The 18,764-nt window shown below is 36.2% G+C and carries 18 protein-coding genes and 1 pseudogene; 17 read left to right on the top strand and 2 right to left on the bottom strand.

The annotated features are described in order from the left end of the window. The first annotated feature begins 1 nt into the window (after nt 1). Entirely contained in the window at nt 2-1,828 is a 1,827-nt protein-coding gene (locus CP366_RS01545) for an FtsX-like permease family protein (RefSeq protein WP_089147608.1), read from the top strand. Between the two features lie 56 nt (nt 1,829-1,884). On the opposite strand, the gene CP366_RS01540 is transcribed toward CP366_RS01545, so the two are convergent. Next, the gene (locus CP366_RS01540; protein ID WP_089147607.1) at nt 1,885-3,315 is read right to left on the bottom strand and encodes an APC family permease; all 1,431 of its coding nucleotides are present in this window, start codon (nt 3,313-3,315) and stop codon (nt 1,885-1,887) included. 172 nt (nt 3,316-3,487) lie between these two features. Here CP366_RS01540 and ylxM point away from each other — a divergent pair, with 172 nt between their 5' ends. From ylxM to CP366_RS01495, 9 genes are all read left to right on the top strand, one after another. After that, complete coding sequence (gene ylxM, locus CP366_RS01535; protein ID WP_023488733.1) at nt 3,488-3,829, top strand: YlxM family DNA-binding protein; 342 nt, start codon at nt 3,488-3,490, stop codon at nt 3,827-3,829. Between the two features lie 3 nt (nt 3,830-3,832). Then, nucleotides 3,833-5,263 carry a signal recognition particle protein gene (ffh, locus tag CP366_RS01530; protein ID WP_023488732.1) on the top strand — a complete coding sequence of 477 codons (1,431 nt, stop codon included), beginning with the start codon at nt 3,833-3,835 and terminating at the stop codon, nt 5,261-5,263. Between the two features lie 87 nt (nt 5,264-5,350). After that, entirely contained in the window at nt 5,351-5,623 is a 273-nt protein-coding gene (gene rpsP / locus CP366_RS01525) for a 30S ribosomal protein S16 (RefSeq protein ID WP_003547870.1), read from the top strand. 66 nt (nt 5,624-5,689) lie between these two features. Further along, complete coding sequence (gene rimM, locus CP366_RS01520) at nt 5,690-6,205, top strand: ribosome maturation factor RimM (RefSeq protein WP_023488731.1); 516 nt, start codon at nt 5,690-5,692, stop codon at nt 6,203-6,205. After that, on the top strand, nt 6,195-6,914 hold the full coding sequence (trmD, locus tag CP366_RS01515) for a tRNA (guanosine(37)-N1)-methyltransferase TrmD (protein ID WP_061204789.1): 720 nt from the start codon (nt 6,195-6,197) through the stop codon (nt 6,912-6,914). Before rimM ends, trmD begins: the two co-directional genes overlap by 11 nt. A gap of 113 nt (nt 6,915-7,027) precedes the next feature. Then, nucleotides 7,028-7,375, top strand: a complete 348-nt coding sequence (rplS, locus tag CP366_RS01510) for a 50S ribosomal protein L19 (RefSeq protein WP_005722007.1) — start codon at nt 7,028-7,030, stop codon at nt 7,373-7,375. Nucleotides 7,376-7,486: 111 nt separating this feature from the next. Then, nucleotides 7,487-8,611: an SLAP domain-containing protein gene (locus CP366_RS01505; RefSeq protein WP_089147606.1), complete on the top strand. Its 1,125-nt coding sequence runs from the start codon at nt 7,487-7,489 to the stop codon at nt 8,609-8,611. Between the two features lie 349 nt (nt 8,612-8,960). Beyond that, nucleotides 8,961-9,620 (top strand): uracil-DNA glycosylase, encoded by a 660-nt coding sequence (locus CP366_RS01500; protein WP_065989468.1) that lies wholly within the window; start codon nt 8,961-8,963, stop codon nt 9,618-9,620. Then, nucleotides 9,613-10,392: an SGNH/GDSL hydrolase family protein gene (locus CP366_RS01495; RefSeq protein WP_065989466.1), complete on the top strand. Its 780-nt coding sequence runs from the start codon at nt 9,613-9,615 to the stop codon at nt 10,390-10,392. Before CP366_RS01500 ends, CP366_RS01495 begins: the two co-directional genes overlap by 8 nt. A 38-nt stretch (nt 10,393-10,430) precedes the next feature. Here CP366_RS01495 and lexA read toward each other — a convergent pair whose 3' ends face one another. After that, entirely contained in the window at nt 10,431-11,057 is a 627-nt protein-coding gene (gene lexA, locus CP366_RS01490) for a transcriptional repressor LexA (protein WP_005719307.1), read from the bottom strand. A 156-nt stretch (nt 11,058-11,213) separates the two neighbouring features. On the opposite strand from lexA, the gene CP366_RS01485 reads away from it, so the two are divergent. The 7 genes and pseudogenes from CP366_RS01485 to CP366_RS01455 all read left to right on the top strand — a co-directional run bounded on the left by CP366_RS01485 (nt 11,214) and on the right by CP366_RS01455 (nt 18,214). Beyond that, nucleotides 11,214-11,480, top strand: coding sequence for a DUF896 domain-containing protein (locus CP366_RS01485; protein WP_013086506.1), 267 nt, complete (start codon nt 11,214-11,216; stop codon nt 11,478-11,480). Nucleotides 11,481-11,549: 69 nt separating this feature from the next. After that, nucleotides 11,550-11,768 carry a YneF family protein gene (locus CP366_RS01480; RefSeq protein ID WP_057726609.1) on the top strand — a complete coding sequence of 73 codons (219 nt, stop codon included), beginning with the start codon at nt 11,550-11,552 and terminating at the stop codon, nt 11,766-11,768. An 80-nt stretch (nt 11,769-11,848) separates the two neighbouring features. Then, nucleotides 11,849-13,615 carry an ABC transporter ATP-binding protein gene (locus CP366_RS01475; RefSeq protein WP_089147605.1) on the top strand — a complete coding sequence of 589 codons (1,767 nt, stop codon included), beginning with the start codon at nt 11,849-11,851 and terminating at the stop codon, nt 13,613-13,615. Next, nucleotides 13,608-15,407, top strand: coding sequence for an ABC transporter ATP-binding protein (locus CP366_RS01470; RefSeq protein ID WP_165518598.1), 1,800 nt, complete (start codon nt 13,608-13,610; stop codon nt 15,405-15,407). The genes CP366_RS01475 and CP366_RS01470 overlap by 8 nt, the downstream gene beginning before the upstream one ends. A gap of 89 nt (nt 15,408-15,496) precedes the next feature. Further along, nucleotides 15,497-17,440: a M13 family metallopeptidase gene (locus CP366_RS01465; RefSeq protein ID WP_065989460.1), complete on the top strand. Its 1,944-nt coding sequence runs from the start codon at nt 15,497-15,499 to the stop codon at nt 17,438-17,440. Between the two features lie 35 nt (nt 17,441-17,475). After that, nucleotides 17,476-17,724 (top strand): annotated as a pseudogene (locus CP366_RS01460) (FAD-dependent oxidoreductase); the annotation flags it as partial. A gap of 22 nt (nt 17,725-17,746) precedes the next feature. After that, on the top strand, nt 17,747-18,214 hold the full coding sequence (locus tag CP366_RS01455) for a DNA starvation/stationary phase protection protein (protein WP_025006478.1): 468 nt from the start codon (nt 17,747-17,749) through the stop codon (nt 18,212-18,214). Nucleotides 18,215-18,764: the final 550 nt, after the last annotated feature.

Genomic DNA, 18,764 nt, shown 5'->3' with positions numbered 1-18,764 from the left:
CGTGCTTTGGAAATTATCACTAACAGGGCTAAAAAGTCGCTTTAAAGATTATGCTGTTTTGTTTTCGGGGCTAACTCTAGCTGCTGCAATCTTTTATATGTTTATGACCATTGCAATTAATCCAGCTTTTCTTAAGGGTTCAATGGCCATTGCTTTTTCAATTACCCAGATGGTCTTTATTTTTGGGATAGCGCTATTAGCTATTATTACCCTAGTCTATATTGTTTACGCAAATAGTTTTTTGCTTAGTATGCGTAAAAAAGATTATGGTATTTATATGATCCTAGGAGCGAGAAATAGTAAAATTGGCCGTTTAATTTTTACAGAGACGGTTGTTATTGGTTTACTCGCTACTGCATTAGGAATTTTAATTGGTATCGGCTTGACTCAAGTTGTTTCTCAGTTATTAATCTCTCAATTGGGTTTGCAGCTGCATAAATTCTTAGGCTTTTATTTACCGGCTATTTTATGGACAGTTGTTTTCTTTGTAGTTTTATTCTTCTTGGCTGCAATTTGGAATCGGCATAAATTGGTAAGTACTAGTGTAATCAAGCTTTTGCATGAGGATCAAAAACCAGTTAAGTTACGTAATAACCGAATCTGGAAAGCAACTGAAGTAATTCTAGGCCTTGCCCTTCTAGCCATTGGCTACTGGGCAATGTGGGATTACCATCAGTTGCAAATTAAATCGGTTGAAATTGGTTTTGTCACTATTTTGGCTGGTTCATATTTTGTATTTGATTCTGTATTTACTACAGTTATCAATGCTTTACGGAAAAATAAAAAGTTTAAATACAGTAAACTGCATTCTTTTACCTTAGGTCAGCTAAAATTTAGGTTAGGTGATTACAATAGAGTTTTAACTGTTATTTCCTTGCTTTTTGCTCTAGCATTAGGTGCGATAACTGTTGGATTAAACTTTAATAATATGACAGAGACTGCTCTTCAGGCAACATATTATGATGCTGTGTTGTATAAAAGGGATGCTAAAGTTAATCAACAACTTAAAAAAGTTGCCGTTAGAAAACAAACGACTTTGAATTATAAGGTCAATGGGAAAAAGAAGTTTCCTGTTCTATATGTTACTGACCAAGAAATTGCTAAGAAAAAAATCAAATTCCAATCTGGTCGAAAGAACGGCGACCAAATGAATTGGAAGACAAAGACGATTACAGTTGCAGGTGTAAAGAATAAAAAACAAGAGATGAATTTCCAACTTGCTAGTTTAACACCTTATTCTGATTATGAGGTTAAAGTTGTAACTCCAGTTGAATATGTGAAGATTCCTGGAAAAAACAAACAAGTAACCTTGCTATTAATCAATAACTTTAGAAGTAATTTTAATAATATTGAAAAATTGCAAAAGATGTCACTTGACCAGACAGTTACTAAGGATGCACAAGGAGTTTATGTTTCTCTGAATAATTCTAAATCTGCTCAATATCGCTTAGTAGCAAGCGTTGCTTCAGGTTTTGAATTTATGGGCTTTTTCTTAGGCTTAGCTTTCTTAGCTATGTTAGCTTCAACCTTAATGTTTAAAGTGCTATCAGGAGCAAACAGTGATCGTCCTCGATATGAAATGTTGTGGAAGGTCGGATCAAGACGTAAGTTATTAAAGAGCTCGATTAAAGCGGAGATTGGTACCTTGTTCGCTTTACCGGCTGTCTTGGGTGTGATTGATGTATTATTTGGACTACAATTTTTCAAAGGGATTTTAGCTAATCCATACGATAAAATTTGGATTCCATTTACGATCTTTTTAGTATTGTATTTGCTTTATTACTTAATTACAGTAAAACTCTATGAAGGAATTGTATTGAAAAAATAATGGTACGAAAAAAGATCTGCAAAATGCAGATCTTTTTAACTGTATTTAGATTAATTTTATTTATTTTGCTTATTTAAAATTGAATGACGAACACCATAGCTAAAGTAAATGATTAAGCCTAAAATAAACCAAATACCAGCATAAAGTTTAGCTTGGTAGTCAAGCCCTAAGAAGACAATTAAAGTAGCCATGAAACCTAAAGCAGGTAAAACTGGATAAAATGGCATCTTGAATGAAGGATCATCAATGTCTTTTCCTTCACGTGGACGCAACTTATAAATACCTAAAGAAACAAACATAAAAGCAATTAAAGTACCAGCTGAAACCAATTGTGACAACATAGAGAAGGGGAAAAATGCTCCAAGTAAAATTGCTACGATTGTTAATGTCCATAAAGCATTATTAGGTCGACGATCTGCATTCAACTTGCCCAGCCATTTAGGAAGCATCCCGTCACGGCCAAATGAATAGATCAATCTTGAACCGGCCATACTCATCCCAATCAAAGCAGTGAACATCCCTAAAACAGCAATGGTTTGAACAATGATGGCAACAATTGGATGACCAGCAAACCGTAAGGCTAAACCCACTGGTTCAGCGGAATTAGCATACTTCTGATAAGGCATAATTCCAATTAAAACTAAACTAACTCCGACAAATAAAGTAACAGCAATAGCAAGTGAGCCTAAAATGCCGCGAGGCATAGTTTTTTGTGGATTAATTGCCTCAGCTGAGTTAGCGGCGATTGAATCAAAGCCAATGTAAGATAAGAAAATCATTGAAACACCAGCATAGATTCCTTGCCAGCCACCGAATGGACCGTTAGCAGTCATCTTGTATTTCGGTATAAATGGGGTGAAGTTAATTTTTTTAATTGCAAAAACGCCAACGGCAATAAAGAGTAGAATGGCTAACACCTTTAATACAACTAAGGCATTTTCAACGCGAGCTGCCCTTGAAACACCATGACCAATTAATAAGGCAACTAACAAGATTGAAACTAAAGAAATGATATCAATAATACCACCGTTATTGCCAAAGGCGTTAGATAATGACGCGGGTAGTTTCCAACCTAATGGTGCGATTAGAGCTCTAAAGTTAGCAGAAAGCCCCGAACCGACGAAAGCCAAAGCAATGAAATATTCTGCTAGAAGGGCCCATCCTGCTACCCAACCCCAGAATTCTCCTAAAACTACGTTGATCCATGAATAAGCTGATCCTGCAAATGGCATTGCAGCAGCCATTTCTGCATAGGCAAAAGCCACTAAACCAGCAGCGATTGCTGCTAAAATAAAGGAAATCGCTACTGCAGGGCCGGTATGCTTAGCTGCAACTTCACCAGGTAGAGTGAAAATTGAAGCGGAGACGATTGTTCCAACACCTAGAGCTAAGAAGTCCTTTACTTTTAATGAGCGAACCAGGTGTCCATCTTTATTTTCATAGACGCGTGGATCTTCTTTACTGTTCATTCTCTGCCAAAGATTCACAACGCAACTCCTCCTTATGTTAAAATATATCCATCTAATTATAATTAAAAATACGTTAAAAAATCAATTACTACATATTTGAAATTCCACTTTTTTTAGAAATTGTTATCTAAGATAGGTTAATCTAGCACTAGCTTATGACCTTTGTTATACTAAAGACTGGTGAAAATCAATGGATGAACTAACTAAAAACGAGGAGCTAGGCGATTTATATGCCTACTATGGCTCTTTATTAACCCAGGGGCAACAATCTTATTTTGAAGACTATTACTACAATGATTTGTCTCTAGGCGAAATCGCTGCTAATCATCAAGTATCTCGTCAGGCTATCTATGATAATCTCAAGCGGTCAAGTAAAATTCTTCAGAACTATGAAGAGAAATTGCATATGAAGCGCGACAACAATCAGGTTGAAGATGTCTTGGCAGATACGCTTTTATCTTTAGATAATGGTGATAGTGAAGCTGCTAAAAAAGAAATAACCAATTTATTAAATCAATTGAGGGGAGAATAGCCCATGGCTTTTGAAAATTTAAGTGAAAGAATTCAAAAAGCATTAAAAAATTTAACTGGCAAAGGTAAGGTCTCAGAAGAAGATATTAATAAGGCTAGTCGTGAAATTCGACTTGCTTTGTTAGAAGCCGACGTTAACTTTAAGGTCGTTAAGGACTTTATTAAAACCATTAAGAAAGAAGCCCTTGGCAAGGAAGTTCAGGAAAGTTTAAACCCAGGTCAACAAGTAATTAAGATCGTTAATGAACAGTTAACGAAGATGATGGGTGAAGAAGCAGTTCCTTTAAACAAGTCTAAGCATATTCCAACTATCATTATGATGGTTGGTTTGCAGGGTACTGGTAAGACTACTACTGTGGGTAAATTAGCCTATCATTTGCAAAAGACCGAAAAGGCCCGTCCGCTGTTGATAGCTGGCGATATTTATCGTCCGGCTGCTGTTGATCAATTGAAACAAATTGGTGATCAGTTAAAAGTTCCAGTATATAGTGAAGACGGAGAAAAAGACGTAGCTAAAATTGTTCAAGATGGACTTGCAGAGGCTGAAAAGAACAAGAATGACTATGTTTTGATCGATACAGCTGGTCGTTTAGAAATCGATGAACCTTTAATGGAAGAATTAGAGCGGGTAAAGAAAGTAGCCCATCCTGATAACATTCTTTTAGTCGTTGATGCCATGACTGGTCAGGCGGCAACAGATGTAGCCAAAGGCTTTGACGAACGCCTTGATGTTACGGGCGTGATTTTGACTAAGTTAGATGGTGATACTCGTGGTGGTGCAGCTCTTTCAATTCGTGCGGTAACTGGTAAGCCGATCTTATTTACTGGTCAAGGTGAAAAATTAAGCGATTTAGATGTTTTCCATCCAGATAGAATGGCATCCAGAATTTTAGGTATGGGTGACATGCTTTCCTTAATTGAAAAAGCCCAACAAGATTATGATGCTAAGGAAGCTGAAAAAGTCGCTGAAAAGATGCGGGAAAATACTTTTGACTTCAATGATTTTGTTGATCAATTGCAACAAGTTCAAAAAATGGGGCCTCTTGACCAAATCATGAAGATGATTCCGGGACTAGCTAATAATCCGCAATTAAAGAATCTAAATGTTGATCAAAAGCAAATTGATCATACTGAAGCAATTGTTTATTCAATGACTCCTGAGGAACGAGAAAATCCTGATATGCTTAATCCAAGCCGTCGCCGAAGAATAGCTGCTGGTTCAGGTCGTCCTGTAGTTGAAGTCAATAGGATGATTAAGCAGTTTAAGCAAATGCGCGACATGATGAGTAAAATGTCTAAAGGAAATATGAAGGGCTTGAGCAATTTGCCTGGAATGGATTCGCCAATGGCTAAGATGGCAATGCGCCGAATGAATAAGAATTTCAAGAAAAATAAGAAGAAGCGTTTACGCAAGGTAAAAAGATTCCATTCTTAAAAAATAAACTGTTAAGGGAAAATACTTTACACCTGTTAAGTTTGGTGGTATATTATTAATCGTTAAGTTTTAGGAGGAAATTAATTTATGTCAGTTAAAATTCGTATGCACCGTGCTGGTGCCAAGAGAAAGCCATTTTACAGAATCGTTGTTGCAGACTCACGTATGCCACGTGATGGTCGCTTCATCGAACAAGTTGGTTACTACAACCCAGTTTCACAACCAAAGGAATTGAAGCTTGACGAAGACAAGATCTTTGAATGGTTACAAAAAGGTGCACAACCTTCAGACACTGTTAGATCACTTCTTTCAGGTGCTGGCTTGATGGCTAAGTTGCACGATGCAAAATACAACAAGTAATTTTGCTATTAATTAAGAGCTTGATGCCGTGTGCTTCAAGCTTTTTTTATACCTAAAGGAGAAAAAATGGAATATTACGATGTTGCTCGGATTTTAACTACGCACGGTTTGAATGGTGAAGTTAAAGTTAGTGTAATTACTGATTTCCCTGAAGATCGTTTTGCTATAGGGATGCATTTGGCAATCAAAGATGAAACTTCTCAAGTTTTAACTGTGGCCAAGAGTAGACCTTTTAAGCAATTTTGGTTAGTTCAATTTGCAGAGATTACTGATATTGATCAAGCTGAAAAATTAAAAGGAAAAATACTAGTTGTTAGTGAAGCCGACCGCGGTGAACTACCTGAAGGCGTTTATTACTATAAGGACATCTTTGACTGTGATGTCATTGATGAAGAATCCGGTAAGCGCTTGGGTAAAATCACTGATATTGAATCACCTGGTGCTAATGATATTTGGCTAGTCCATGAAGATAATGGTAAAGAGTATTGGATTCCTAATATTGCATCGGTGGTTAAAAAAGTAGATGTAGCTAATAAAAAAGTCTATGTTGAGTTATTGGAGGGCTTACGCGATGAAGATTAATGTATTGACACTTTTTCCTGATATGTTTGCTCCTTTGCAAGTTTCAATGTTGGGACGTGGGCTTGAAGATAAAAAATGGGAGCTTAATTTAGTTAATTTTCGTAATTTCACTACCGATGTACATCATCATGTTGATGATACGCCCTATGGTGGTGGCGCTGGGATGGTTTTGCAAATTATGCCGATCAAAAAGGCACTTGACTCGTTACCATCCACAGGTAAGGTAATTATTACTGCACCACAAGGTAAAACTTTTAATGAAAAAATGGCGCAAAGCTGGGCCCAAGAAGATGAATTAACCTTTATTTGCGGACATTACGAGGGCTTTGATCAGCGGGTTTATGACTTGGCTGACGAAACTGTTTCAATCGGTGATTATGTTTTAACTGGTGGTGAATTGCCAACAATGAGTATGATTGATGCTACAGTAAGACTTTTACCTGGTATTTTGGGCAATGCAGCTAGTCCAGTTGAAGAAAGCTTTTCACATGGGTTGTTAGAATATCCGCAATATACGCGTCCAGCAGATTTTGAAGGGCAAAAGGTGCCAGAAGTATTAACTTCGGGTAATCACCAAAAGATTGCTGAATGGCGGCATAAAGAGGCTCTTAAGGCGACTTATTTACATCGCCCAGATATGCTTAAAAATCGTGTTTTAACAACTGAAGAAAAGAAAATGTTGGCAGATATTAAAGCAGAGCTTGATTAAGCAAGCTCTACTTGATATACTATTCATCGTGGCGTGACCACAATGAATAAGTTTAGGGGTGTTCCGCTGGCGTTGGTACGTTGATGAATGCCGAAGAAGGAGAAAAGTATATTATGGATCCATTAATTCAAGAATTAACTAAAGAACAACTTCGTGACGATATTCCTGCATTCCGTGCAGGTGACACTGTTACTGTTCATGTACGTGTTGTTGAAGGTACTCACGAACGTATTCAGTTGTTCGAAGGCGTTGTAATCAAGAAGAAGGGTACTGGCATCGGTGCTACTTACACAGTTCGTAAGATTGCTTCAGGTGTTGGTGTTGAAAGAACCTTCCCAGTTAACGACCCACGTGTTGCTAAGGTTGAAGTTAAGCGTCATGGTCGTGTACGTCGTGCTAAGCTTTACTACTTACGTGAACGTCACGGCAAGTCAGCAAGAATTGCTGAAGCACGTCGTTAATCATAACGTCAATCATAAAAAGGTCAGTTCCAGTGGAACTGGCTTTTTTTCTACCCAAAAGTTGTATATAAAATGCTATGATGGAGTTATGGAATGAATGAGGTGAAATAAATGAAGTTCAATTGCAAATTTGCACTTGTGGCAGCAACCGTATTGACAGTAACACCTATATTATCTTTTCCCAATATCACGACTACGGTACAAGCAACGACGAAGAAAGCCCAAGCAGCTAAGAATACAATCCAGGTAAATAAAGCACCAATAATTTATGATCGTGCAGGTAATTATAATTCGAAATATCATCAAAATATCAAAGCTGGTACTCGTTTAAAATATAGTGGCAAGACTTATATTATTCAGCAGCGCTTTGCAGCTGGGATTCCTGTGCCAACTAGTCGAATTATTGGTGGTAAGCTTTACTATTCGATTGGTAAAGGAGGCTATGTTAAAGAAAGCGATGTGTTAACCTGGCTTGGTAACACAAATACGGTCAAGTTACATTTTCGGCACAAGAAAAATTATATTTATGATAAAAATGGTAAAAAATTAGTTAGCTATAATGGTGGCAAGAATTATTTTACTAATAAACAAAAACCAAAAATTGAGGTACCATACTATAATTCGCCTAAGCAATTATTTAATATTGGTAAGGGCGGTTATATTGATGCCAGCCAAGTAACTACTTTGAATGGCAAGGGAACCGTGTTTTTAAATAATAATGCACCTATTTATGATGCAACAGGCAAGCAAGTCAAGAATAAAAATCTAAAGCAAGGCACGGTTTTAAACTATTATGGTAAACCTAAGAAAGCGGCTGCTAATACTCAATTTTATTATTATCAAAATAAAACTAAGATGACTTTACCTGCAATTCAACAAGGTGATCATACTTATTTTCAGATTAGTAAAACACAATATATCAATGCGGCAGACGTTGCTTTAGTAGATGGTAAGACGTTGTGGGATAAAGGACCTGTGAGTGTGTCTTTAATAAATGATGCATATGCGTATACTGCCAAATTTAAGCAAAATAAAAAGGTGCTTTATCGTGCTGGCGCTAAACTAACGGTTGATAGAACCAAAATAGAAGGTGAAAAATCACCTCAACTTTATTTACATGTTAAAGGTACCAAAAACTATCTTTATTGGGGTAATGAAAAAGACTATGGCGCATCACCATTAGATTATCGTCACGGTTCAACTAATTTAATATTGCAGACACTGTTGCATAATTAGTCTGTGTGTAATACTTTTAAACTGATATCATAAAGGACTATTATCTTAGTAGAAGGTGATAGCCTTTTATTTTAAAAAGATCACAATGATAAAATGGCTGTATTGTAGTAATGATGAAAAAAGATTGTGAAGAAATTCAACTGTGAAACGGTTGTGAAACTAAGACAAAAATCACAAAGCTGGCAGATATCTATTACTAATCTTGATATAAAGGGATTTGTTATTGTGAAGCTATTTTTGTAAAAAATAATATTAAATGTGGAATTAGCGTTAGAACCAATAGTTATCCACATTTGTAAATGTCCCCAGTAAAGTCGAGTAAAACAAAAATTTAAAAGAAGATGGAAAAATGGATTATCCGAAAAAACTGATTGACGAAGTGAAAGAACGATCTAAAGGCATGCAGCTAGAAGGAATTAATTCTGGCTCGGGTCCCCAACATCCTTTATTAATGATTGTCGGTGAAGCTCCTGGTCGAAATGAAATTGTTAATAATATTCCCTTTAGCGGGGATGCGGGTAAGGAATTGGATAAATCATTGAAGCAGATTGGTCTGACACGTGATCAGGTATATATTACATCTGCTGTGAGAAGTCGACCTTTTGCAATCAAAAAGGTTTTTAGCAAGCGTGAAAATAAAGAAGTAATCAAATATCCCAATCGTAAGCCAACCAAAAAAGAGATTCTAGCTCATGCGCCTTTCTTAGATTTTGAAATTGGCTATGCTCAACCAAAACTAATTGTTGCCTTGGGTAATACAGGATTAGAACGTCTTTTGGGGTCTGGTCATAAGATTTCAGCTGAACATGGTCAAGTAATTAAAAATACACCAATTTTACGTTTAAATGAAACTAAAGACGGCTATATTTGGTCAAAAGAAAGATACACTATTTTCCCAGAATATCATCCTGCCGCTGTTTTTTATAATCGCAAGCTAACAGATGATATTATTAAAGATTGGGATAAAATCAAGCCGTATGTAGAAAAGGAAAAATCTGAAAATGAGTAATGAAACTTTTTTGATTCCAATTAGACAAAATAATGATTTATCGGATATCGCTTTAAATGAATTACGCATGGATCTAGATGAGCATGCCTTACATCAACGTTATTACACTGATATTGCTTATTTAGCAGGAAATAGTCGTAAGTATAGTCTAAATAGTGTACAAACCGTTGCGAGCCCTTTGATAGGTAAGAAAATTTTATTTTTGGGTTCTTCCGTTACTTTTGGTTTTGGCGCTTTGGGTGAAAGCTTTGTTGATTATCTTTGGAAGCGTGATGGCGTTGCTGCAATTAAAGATGCAGAAAATGGTACGACCTTAGTTGATGAAGATACTTATAAGCCAAACGATTCTTATGTTGCTCGTTTTAGAGAAGAGTTGACCGAATCACAACCTGATGTTTTTGTCTTACAACTTTCAACTAATGATGCAAATCAAAATAAAAAACTAGGCAAAATTACTAATCAAAACTTTGACACCAAAACCATTACGGGAGCTTTGGAATATATGATTTCAACGGCTCAAGCAAGGTGGAAATGTCCAATTTTAATTTATACTAATCCTTATTTTGCTAATCCGTTATACAAACAGATGGTTGAACGAGTACACGAACTGTCTCAAAAGTGTCACATTGAGATTCTAGATTTATACGATCATCCTGATTTTCAGCATCAAGACGCTTTGTATATGGCTGATGAAATTCATCCAACTCGTGCGGGTTATCTAAAGAAATGGTTACCATTATTTGAAGAAAAAATAACTGAAATTTTGGCATAAAGAAAGACCTAGATAAATTATCTAGGTCAAAATTGAAATTAGTCAATGTTATTACGATACAAGCTAACTACCTTACCCAAAATTGTAACTTTAGGTAAAATGATTGGAGCCATTGTATCATTTTCTGGCTGTAATCGGTAGTGATCCTTTTCTTTGTAGAAACGCTTAACTGTAGCTTCATTTTCTTCAGTCATTGCCACCACGATTTCACCATTGTTGGCAGATGATTGTTTGCGTACGATTACGCTATCACCGTTTAAAATGCCAGCGTTAATCATACTTTCACCGTGGACTTTGAGCATAAAGAGTTCACCAGCATCACTTTTTAAGTCTGGTGGGAGTGGAAAGTAGTCATCAATATCTTCAACTGCCAGAATTGGTTGTCCTGCAGTAACCACACCGATAACTGGAATTTCCTTTGGCTTGATACCTAACTCTTTTTTACCCTCACGGGTAATTTCCAAAGCACGAGGTTTTGTAGCGTCTTTTACTAGCCAGCCCTTTCTTTCAAGGCGAGCTAAATGACCATGGACAGTGGAAGTAGAAGAAAGACCAACTGCAGAACAGATTTCTCTAACTGTAGGTGGAATGCTCCGTTTCTCAACTGTATCGTAAATATATTGCAAAATTTCTAGTTGCTTTTTATCGCTTGTTTTTCTTGGCATTTTTAATTCTCCGTTTGTATTTATGGTACTTAATATTATAACCTAATTCTACCAGATAATGTCAATATTCTCAAACAGGCGTTCTTAAGAAGTTATACTTTTTTTATGATAAAAAATAAGGTAGACTAATGATTGTTAATGTGAGGTGGAACTATTATGGATAATAAAGATGCAATGAGTAAAGAAGAAGAAAAAAAGGTAACAGATCGAATTAATGAACTTTACCATAAGAAAGAAAAAGAAGGATTAACTCCTGAAGAAGAAGCAGAAAGAAAAGAACTGCATAAGAAGTTTTTAGCTAACTTTAGAGCAGCTTTTAAACAAGATGTTGAAAACATGGTTATCTTGGATAAGAATGGTAAAGAAGTTACTTCAGAACGAGCTAAACGTGCTCAAAGAAAAAAAGGACTTAGAAAAGATTAACTAGCTCTTTTAATAAGTTAGAGGATTATGATAAAATATAAATGTTAGTTAGATGGAGGATTTAATAAGATGAATTTAGGTTTAGCAATTTTTTTGATCATTGTTGCGCTCTTGGTTGGTGCAACAGCGGGTTTCTATGGTGCAAGAGCATACATGAAGAAGTACTTTAAGGAAAATCCTCCTATTAGTGAAGATATGATCGTTGCTATGATGTCTCAAATGGGACAAAAGCCTTCAAATAAGAAGGTACATCAAGTAATGAACATGATGAAACACCAACAAAGGTAATTAATTTAGATTATTTTTGGAAAGAGGCGAAGGATTTTCTTTGTCTCTTTTTTTGTGCAATTTTTAAAATGAGGTGAAATATGGGAATATTTAGCAAACTAGGTTGGTTTTTTAAGGCTGAAAAAAAGCGCTACATTATTGGGATTACTTTCTTAGCGCTGACTTCCTTAGCCAATTTAGTACCACCGCGCGTATTAGGTTTGATGGCTGATCAACTTGATCAAGGACATATTTCCTGGGGCCAATACGGAATGCTGATCATTGCCGTTTTAGCCGCAGCGCTCACTCTTTATATTTTGCGCTATTTCTGGCGTAAGCAAATCTGGGGCGGAGCGGCAGAATTGGAACGGCAGATGCGGTCAAAGTTATTCGATCATTTTATGATTATGGACCGAACTTTTTATCAGCGCCATCGAACGGGTGATTTAATGGCACATGCCACTAATGATGTTTCCGCTATTCAGAATGTAGCTGGAGACGGTGTTTTAACTTTAGTTGATTCTTTAGTTATGGGGCTGTCAACAATGATCGCAATGATTATTTTTGTTGATTGGCGTTTAACAATTGTCGCTTTATTACCGTTGCCATTTTTGGCTTTGGGAGCTTGGAAGCTAGGCGATCATCTACATGATGCTTTTGATAAATCACAAGCTGCGTTTTCAAAGCTGAATAATAAGACACAAGAATCCGTTTCGGGTATTAAAGTGCTTAAAACTTTTGGTCAGGGTAAAGAAGATACTGCTGCTTTTGACAAGATGGTCGATGAAACGATCAATATTAATAAAAAAGTTTTTGTCTGGGATTCCTTATTTGATCCACTGGGAACAATAATTATCGGTACTACGTATGTGATCACGATTATTTATGGGGGACTATTAGTAACTAACAAGATTTTATCAATTGGCCAGTTGGTTTCTTTTATCGCGTATATTTCTAACATGGTTTGGCCAATGTTTGCTATTGGTTATTTGTTTAATATTCTAGAGCGTGGTAGTGCTAGCTATGATCGAGTAGAAAAATTGCTTAATGAAAAGCCATTAATTACTGATGCTCATGCAAATCAGAGTATTACAGTTAAAGATTTGCAAGGTGATTTAAAATATAATATTAAATCATTTGCCTATCCTGATGAACCAGAGATTCCAGTTTTACAGCAGGTTAACTTTACTATAAAGCCAGGCCAAACTTTAGGCTTAGTTGGTCGAGTCGGTGCCGGTAAGACGACAATTATTCAATTGCTTTTGCGAGAGTTTGATCAATATGATGGGCAAATTACTTTAAATGGTAAGGATATTAGAACAATTCCACTGAAAGTATTACTTAGCCAAATTTCTTATGTACCACAAAATAACTTTTTGTTTTCAACTAGTATTGGTCGAAATATTGCTTTCTCTTCTGAAGAAGCGAAAAAAGAAGATATTACAACAGCAGCTCAAAAAAGTGATTTACACGATGATGTTTTACAAATGCCTAAAGGCTATGAAACATTAGTTGGTGAAAATGGGTTATCGCTTTCAGGTGGTCAAAGACAGAGAATGTCGATTGCCCGTGCGTTGTTAAAAGATAGTCAGATCTTGATTTTGGATGATGCCTTATCAGCAGTTGATGCGAAGACTGAAACTGAAATTTTATCATCATTAAGAAAAGAGCGAGCAGATAAGACTACGATGATTGCAGCTCACCGCTTAACTTCTGTCATGGATGCGGATCTGATTTTAGTTTTAAAAGATGGGCGAATCGTTGAACGAGGCAATCACCAACAACTTTTAGACGAAGATGGTTGGTATGCAGAAATGTGGCGTAGACAAGAGTTACAAGCAAAGGTGGGTGAAGATGTAGATGAATAACGAAGAACAACATGAATCCGTCTGGTCGAAGACAATTCCGTTTAAAGAACAAGTTGACATTTTTAAACGACTAATGGGCTTTGTGGAGCAATTTAAATTTGAAATGATCATTGCTTTAGTTGGAGCTTTCGTTGTCAGCATAATTAATATTCTTTTACCAAGGGGGTTGCAATATTTCTTAGATCATTTCTTGTTACACCAAAATACAACGGTGCAAGTGATTCTTTTTGCAGGATTATTGTATGCTTTAGGCTCTATTTTAAAGGCAATTATCCAGTTTACTTATCAATATTTCTTTGCCTTAGGCTCAGAGAAAACATTAGAAAGTGTCAGAAGAGCGCTTTACCGTAAGTTACATAAATTAGGGATGCGTTATTTTGACCAAACTCCAGCTGGTTCAATTGTTTCAAGAGTTACTAATGATACAATGACTTTGAGCAATTTTTTGACTGTTCTATCAACTTTTGTAATTGGTGTTTTCTCTGTAGTAACAGCATTAGTAGCGATGTTTACTACTAATGTAGTTGCTGGCTGGTTAATTTTGCTTTTTATGCCAATTCTGTTATTTGTTATTTGGCTTTACTCTCAAAGAAGTTCGCGACTTTATCGTAATTATCGTGAACGCCTTAGTCGAATTAACGCTAATTTGAACGAATCAATTGAAGGAGTCTCTGTTATTCAAGAGTTTAATCAGGAAAAACGGATGACCCACAATTTTGAAGGCGAAAATGGTGGGTTAATGAATACTCGTTTTAATATGATTCGGGTTAATTCACTATTATTGTCGCCTTTAACCTCATTGCTTTATTCATTAGCCTTGGCTGTTTCATTGATGTATTTTGGTTTTCCATTACGTGAGACTTTTGTACCAGCCGGTGTGGTATATGCTTTTTCACAATATATTTCACAGCTGTTTAACCCGATTTCAACTATGATGGACCAAATGACTTTCTTCCAAGATGGGATTGTTGCGGGTAAAAGAATTTTTTATATTTTGGATGATACGCAATATGAACCTAAACAAGATGCACAAGCCGGCTTAACAATTAGCAAAGGGAAGATTGAATTTAAGCATGTGAGTTTTTCATATGATGGCAAGCATGAAATTTTGCATGATATTTCTTTTGTGGTTAACCCAGGCGAAACATTAGGAATTGTTGGACATACTGGTTCAGGAAAAAGCTCAATTATTAATGTGATGATGCGCTTTTATGAATTTGGTCAAGGTGAAGTTTTAATCGATGATGTTGATATTCGTAAATATCCTAAAGAGGAGTTACGCAAAAAACTTGGATTAGTTTTGCAAGAGCCATTTATGTTTTATGGCGATATCGCTTCTAATATTCGTTTATATAATAAGCAGATTACTGATGCTCAAATTAAGGCTGCGGCTAAAGCAGTTCAAGCTGATCAATTTATTGAAAAAATGCCAGGTAAATACTATGCAAAGGTAATTGAAGGTGGAGAGGAATTTAGTCAAGGGCAACGGCAACTAATTTCTTTTGCCAGAACTTTAGTCACAGACCCTAAAGTTTTAGTATTAGATGAAGCAACTGCTAATGTTGATACCGAAACTGAAACTTTAATTCAGCAAGGTCTAAAACGGTTACGTAAAGGACGGACCACTCTAGCAATTGCCCACCGGCTTTCAACTATTGCCGATGCTGATCAAATCATTGTTTTGGATAAAGGACGAATTATTGAGCGCGGTACTCATGAAGAATTATTAGCGCAAAAAGGCTATTACTATAACTTGTATACTTTGCAAAATAATGAAAATAAGGATAATTAATTTTGAGGACGTTTGTTTAGTAACGACGTCCTTTTTGCTATAATAATGAAAAAGTATTAAATAATTATGAATATTTGTAAGGAGAAAAAATGAGAAGATATTTTGCCGTTCGTGGTGGAGCTGGCGATGTTGCACAACCAGATCTTAATGCCAAACCACAAGATAATTTGTATTTAGCTGTCAATTCAGAATGGTTGTCTAAAGCTAAAATCCCTGCAGATAAGACGTCTGCTGGGATTAACTCTGAACTAGATCAACGAATTGAAGATCGGGTAATGAAAGATTTTGCTGATGTTGCAGCGGGTAAAGAAAGAATGCCTGATATCAAGGATTTTGGAAAAGCAATTGCTTTATATAAAATTGCCAAAGATTTTGACAAAAGGGATGCTGAAAAAGCTAATCCAATTCAAAAAGATTTACAAAAGTTATTAGCTTTGAGTAGCTTTAGTGATTTTGAACAAAAGGCTGCTGATTTATTTATGGGTCCATATACTTTGCCATTTGTCTTTGATGTTGATGCTGACATGAAGAATACTGATGTAAATGTGCTTCATTTTGGTGGACCAAGTACATTTTTACCAGATACTACGACCTATAAAACAGCTGATGCCAAAAAACTCTTGGATATTTTACAAGATCAAAGCATTAATTTGTTAATGATGGCCGGGGTTGGTAAGAGTGAAGCACGTACTTATGTTGCCGATGCTTTAGCTTTTGATCAAAAATTGGCTAAGATTGTTAAATCAACCGAAGAATGGTCAGATTACGCAGCAATCTATAATCCAGTAAACTATGCTGAATTTATTGCAAAATTTAAGTCATTTAAGATGGCTGACTTTATGGCTGCTGTTTTGCCAGTTAAACCAGAGCGTATCATTGTAATGGAACCACGTTTTCTTGATCATGCTGAGAGTTTATTAAACGCAGCTAATTTTGCCGAAATTAAAGGCTGGATGTTGGTTAAATACATTAACAATGTAGCTAGATTTTTGTCTCAAGCTTTTCGAGAAGCAGCATTTCCATTTAATCAGGCAATTACTGGTACGCCACAATTGCCAACTCAAATTAAACAAGCTTATCGTTTAGCAAATAGTGCTTTTGATGAAGTAGTCGGCATTTTTTATGGGCAAAAGTATTTTGGAGCTAAGGCCAAAAAGGATGTTGAAGACATGATTCGTAAGATGCTCAAGGTTTATGAGGAAAGAATCAAATCAAATACCTGGCTTTCTGCTGAAACGAAAAAGAAGGCAGTAGTTAAGTTAAAAGCCTTGGTCTTAAAGATTGGTTATCCAGATAAGATTGAAGAAATCTTTGATTTACTGCAAGTTGATCCTGAAAAGAGCCTCTATGAAAATGAGGTAGCAATGTCGACAGTGCGTACTAAATATATGCTGGCTAAATTAACTAAGCTGGTTGATCGTTCGGTATGGTTAATGCCAGGTAATTTAAATAATGCCTGCTATGATCCACAAAGAAATGATTTAACTTTCCCAGCAGGAATCTTGCAGGCACCGTTTTATGATATTAATCAATCGCGCGGTGCTAACTATGGCGGTATTGGTGCAACTATTGGTCACGAAGTATCACATGCTTTTGATAATAGTGGTGCTAAGTTTGATGAACGAGGAAATATGAATAATTGGTGGACTGATGCAGACTTCGCTGAATTTAATAAACGAGTTGGCCAAATGGTTGATATTTTTGATGGTTTGCAATATGGTCCAGCTAAAGTGAATGGTAAGCAAGTTGTTGGTGAAAATATAGCTGATTTAGCTGGACTTGCCTGTGCTGTCCAAACTGGAAAAGATGATGGTGCCGATTTAAAGGATCTTTTTGAAAACTATGCTCGTAGCTGGATGCAAAAACAACGTCCTGAAGCAATTAAGACTGAAGTTCAAACTGATGTCCATGCACCACAACCAACTAGAGTAAATATTCCGGTTCAATGCCAAGATGAATTCTATGATGCATTTGGCGTTAAGAAGACAGATGGCATGTGGCTTAACCCAGAAGATAGAATTACAATCTGGTAAAAATAACAAGAATCTATATTGGCTTAAGTGAATAAGATGAAGATAACCCATTAGGTTATGTAGCATTGACCTTTGATAAGCTTAACCACCAAATTTTAGGTGGGGCAGTAATGTCTACTTATGATTTAACAGGTCAAGGAAATGTCCTTAGTTTAGCTATTAGCCAAAGACTTACTTTAGAAGATCTTGCAGAACAAGATTTCTTCTTCTCGCCAAGTTTTGACCGTCAATGTAGTCTACTTAACTTGGCGGCCCAACATGCCTTAGGCTGGGCTAAATTCTAATTTAATGAAAGTAGGTCTCAATATGAAGTATCCAGAAACAAAAGAAAAGTTAAATGAATTAGTCATTAATTTATTGCATATGCACATGATTGTTCGCCGTCACCATTGGTATATGCGCGGCAGTCAATTCTTGAAGTTGCACCCATATCTTGATGACTTAATGGATGAACTAGATGATCAGATTGATGGTCTTGCAGAAAGACTAATTACCATCGATGGTTCACCTGTTGCCACTTTAAGGGAAGTTGTTCAATTAAATAAAATTCCTGGTGAAAAGGGGAGTTGGGACTTCACTAATACACAAAGACTTGAAAAGATCATTTCAGGCTATCGTTATTTAGATAAGCTCTATGAAGAAGCGCTTGAAGCTTCTGATAAAGAAGGAGATTACTCGACTAATGATATTTTGACTGGTTTCCATACTGATCTTGAAAAGCGGCTTTGGATGTTAACGGCTGAACTTGGTCAAGCTCCAGATATTGATGCATAAGTCGTAAATTTAGAGAAAATAGCGAATCTGTAGTGGTTCGCTATTTTTTATGGCAAAAAGCTCTATCACAATTTACGTAAGCACCTGAAATTTGGACTATAATTTCGAGGCTTTTGTTATGTCTAAATTATCTGAACGAGACATTAATTATTTCTGAAACTTGCGAACTCTGTTCGCGGGTGTGTCATTGTTTCATAGCTTCTGCTTTAGTTTTACGCTTTCCTTCAGGTCTTTGTCTGTGTTGCAGGTTTATCCGTCATTTGGCCCGACTAGACATCTGTACGCGCACATGAAAAAATTGATAGTCAATTCCTTCGTTAATAACGTCACTATTAGTGATACACAAGAAAAATGCTACCAAATCAGTCAGATTTAGTAGCATTTTTTTAGATTAACTAAAGTAAATTTTAGAAAAGATATTTATTAGGCAAGACAGTTAGGTAATGTTTATTTTACAAACCCTGCACTAAACCAGTTAGTTGCGCTTGGTTTAAGGAGACTGTCAAGAAGTTTGTGTAAATAATCTCTCTCGTTGATTGACTTTTTTATT

It is taken from the genome of Lactobacillus sp. UMNPBX15 (assembly GCF_002553785.1).
Taxonomy (GTDB): domain Bacteria; phylum Bacillota; class Bacilli; order Lactobacillales; family Lactobacillaceae; genus Lactobacillus; species Lactobacillus crispatus.
Note: the sequence above shows the minus strand (reverse complement) of the source record. Positions and strands in the feature narration are given on the sequence as shown.

Bases quoted from the DNA above. Each gene is read 5' to 3' on its own strand.
- ylxM (WP_023488733.1), top strand. From the start codon at position 3,488: ATGGATGAACTAACTAAAAACGAGGAGCTAGGCGATTTATATGCCTAC.
- ffh (WP_023488732.1), top strand. From the start codon at position 3,833: ATGGCTTTTGAAAATTTAAGTGAAAGAATTCAAAAAGCATTAAAAAAT.
- rpsP (WP_003547870.1), top strand. From the start codon at position 5,351: ATGTCAGTTAAAATTCGTATGCACCGTGCTGGTGCCAAGAGAAAGCCA.
- rimM (WP_023488731.1), top strand. From the start codon at position 5,690: ATGGAATATTACGATGTTGCTCGGATTTTAACTACGCACGGTTTGAAT.
- trmD (WP_061204789.1), top strand. From the start codon at position 6,195: ATGAAGATTAATGTATTGACACTTTTTCCTGATATGTTTGCTCCTTTG.
- rplS (WP_005722007.1), top strand. From the start codon at position 7,028: ATGGATCCATTAATTCAAGAATTAACTAAAGAACAACTTCGTGACGAT.
- CP366_RS01505 (WP_089147606.1), top strand. From the start codon at position 7,487: ATGAAGTTCAATTGCAAATTTGCACTTGTGGCAGCAACCGTATTGACA.
- CP366_RS01500 (WP_065989468.1), top strand. From the start codon at position 8,961: ATGGATTATCCGAAAAAACTGATTGACGAAGTGAAAGAACGATCTAAA.
- CP366_RS01495 (WP_065989466.1), top strand. From the start codon at position 9,613: ATGAGTAATGAAACTTTTTTGATTCCAATTAGACAAAATAATGATTTA.
- lexA (WP_005719307.1), bottom strand. From the start codon at position 11,057: ATGCCAAGAAAAACAAGCGATAAAAAGCAACTAGAAATTTTGCAATAT.
- CP366_RS01485 (WP_013086506.1), top strand. From the start codon at position 11,214: ATGGATAATAAAGATGCAATGAGTAAAGAAGAAGAAAAAAAGGTAACA.
- CP366_RS01480 (WP_057726609.1), top strand. From the start codon at position 11,550: ATGAATTTAGGTTTAGCAATTTTTTTGATCATTGTTGCGCTCTTGGTT.
- CP366_RS01475 (WP_089147605.1), top strand. From the start codon at position 11,849: ATGGGAATATTTAGCAAACTAGGTTGGTTTTTTAAGGCTGAAAAAAAG.
- CP366_RS01470 (WP_165518598.1), top strand. From the start codon at position 13,608: ATGAATAACGAAGAACAACATGAATCCGTCTGGTCGAAGACAATTCCG.
- CP366_RS01465 (WP_065989460.1), top strand. From the start codon at position 15,497: ATGAGAAGATATTTTGCCGTTCGTGGTGGAGCTGGCGATGTTGCACAA.
- CP366_RS01455 (WP_025006478.1), top strand. From the start codon at position 17,747: ATGAAGTATCCAGAAACAAAAGAAAAGTTAAATGAATTAGTCATTAAT.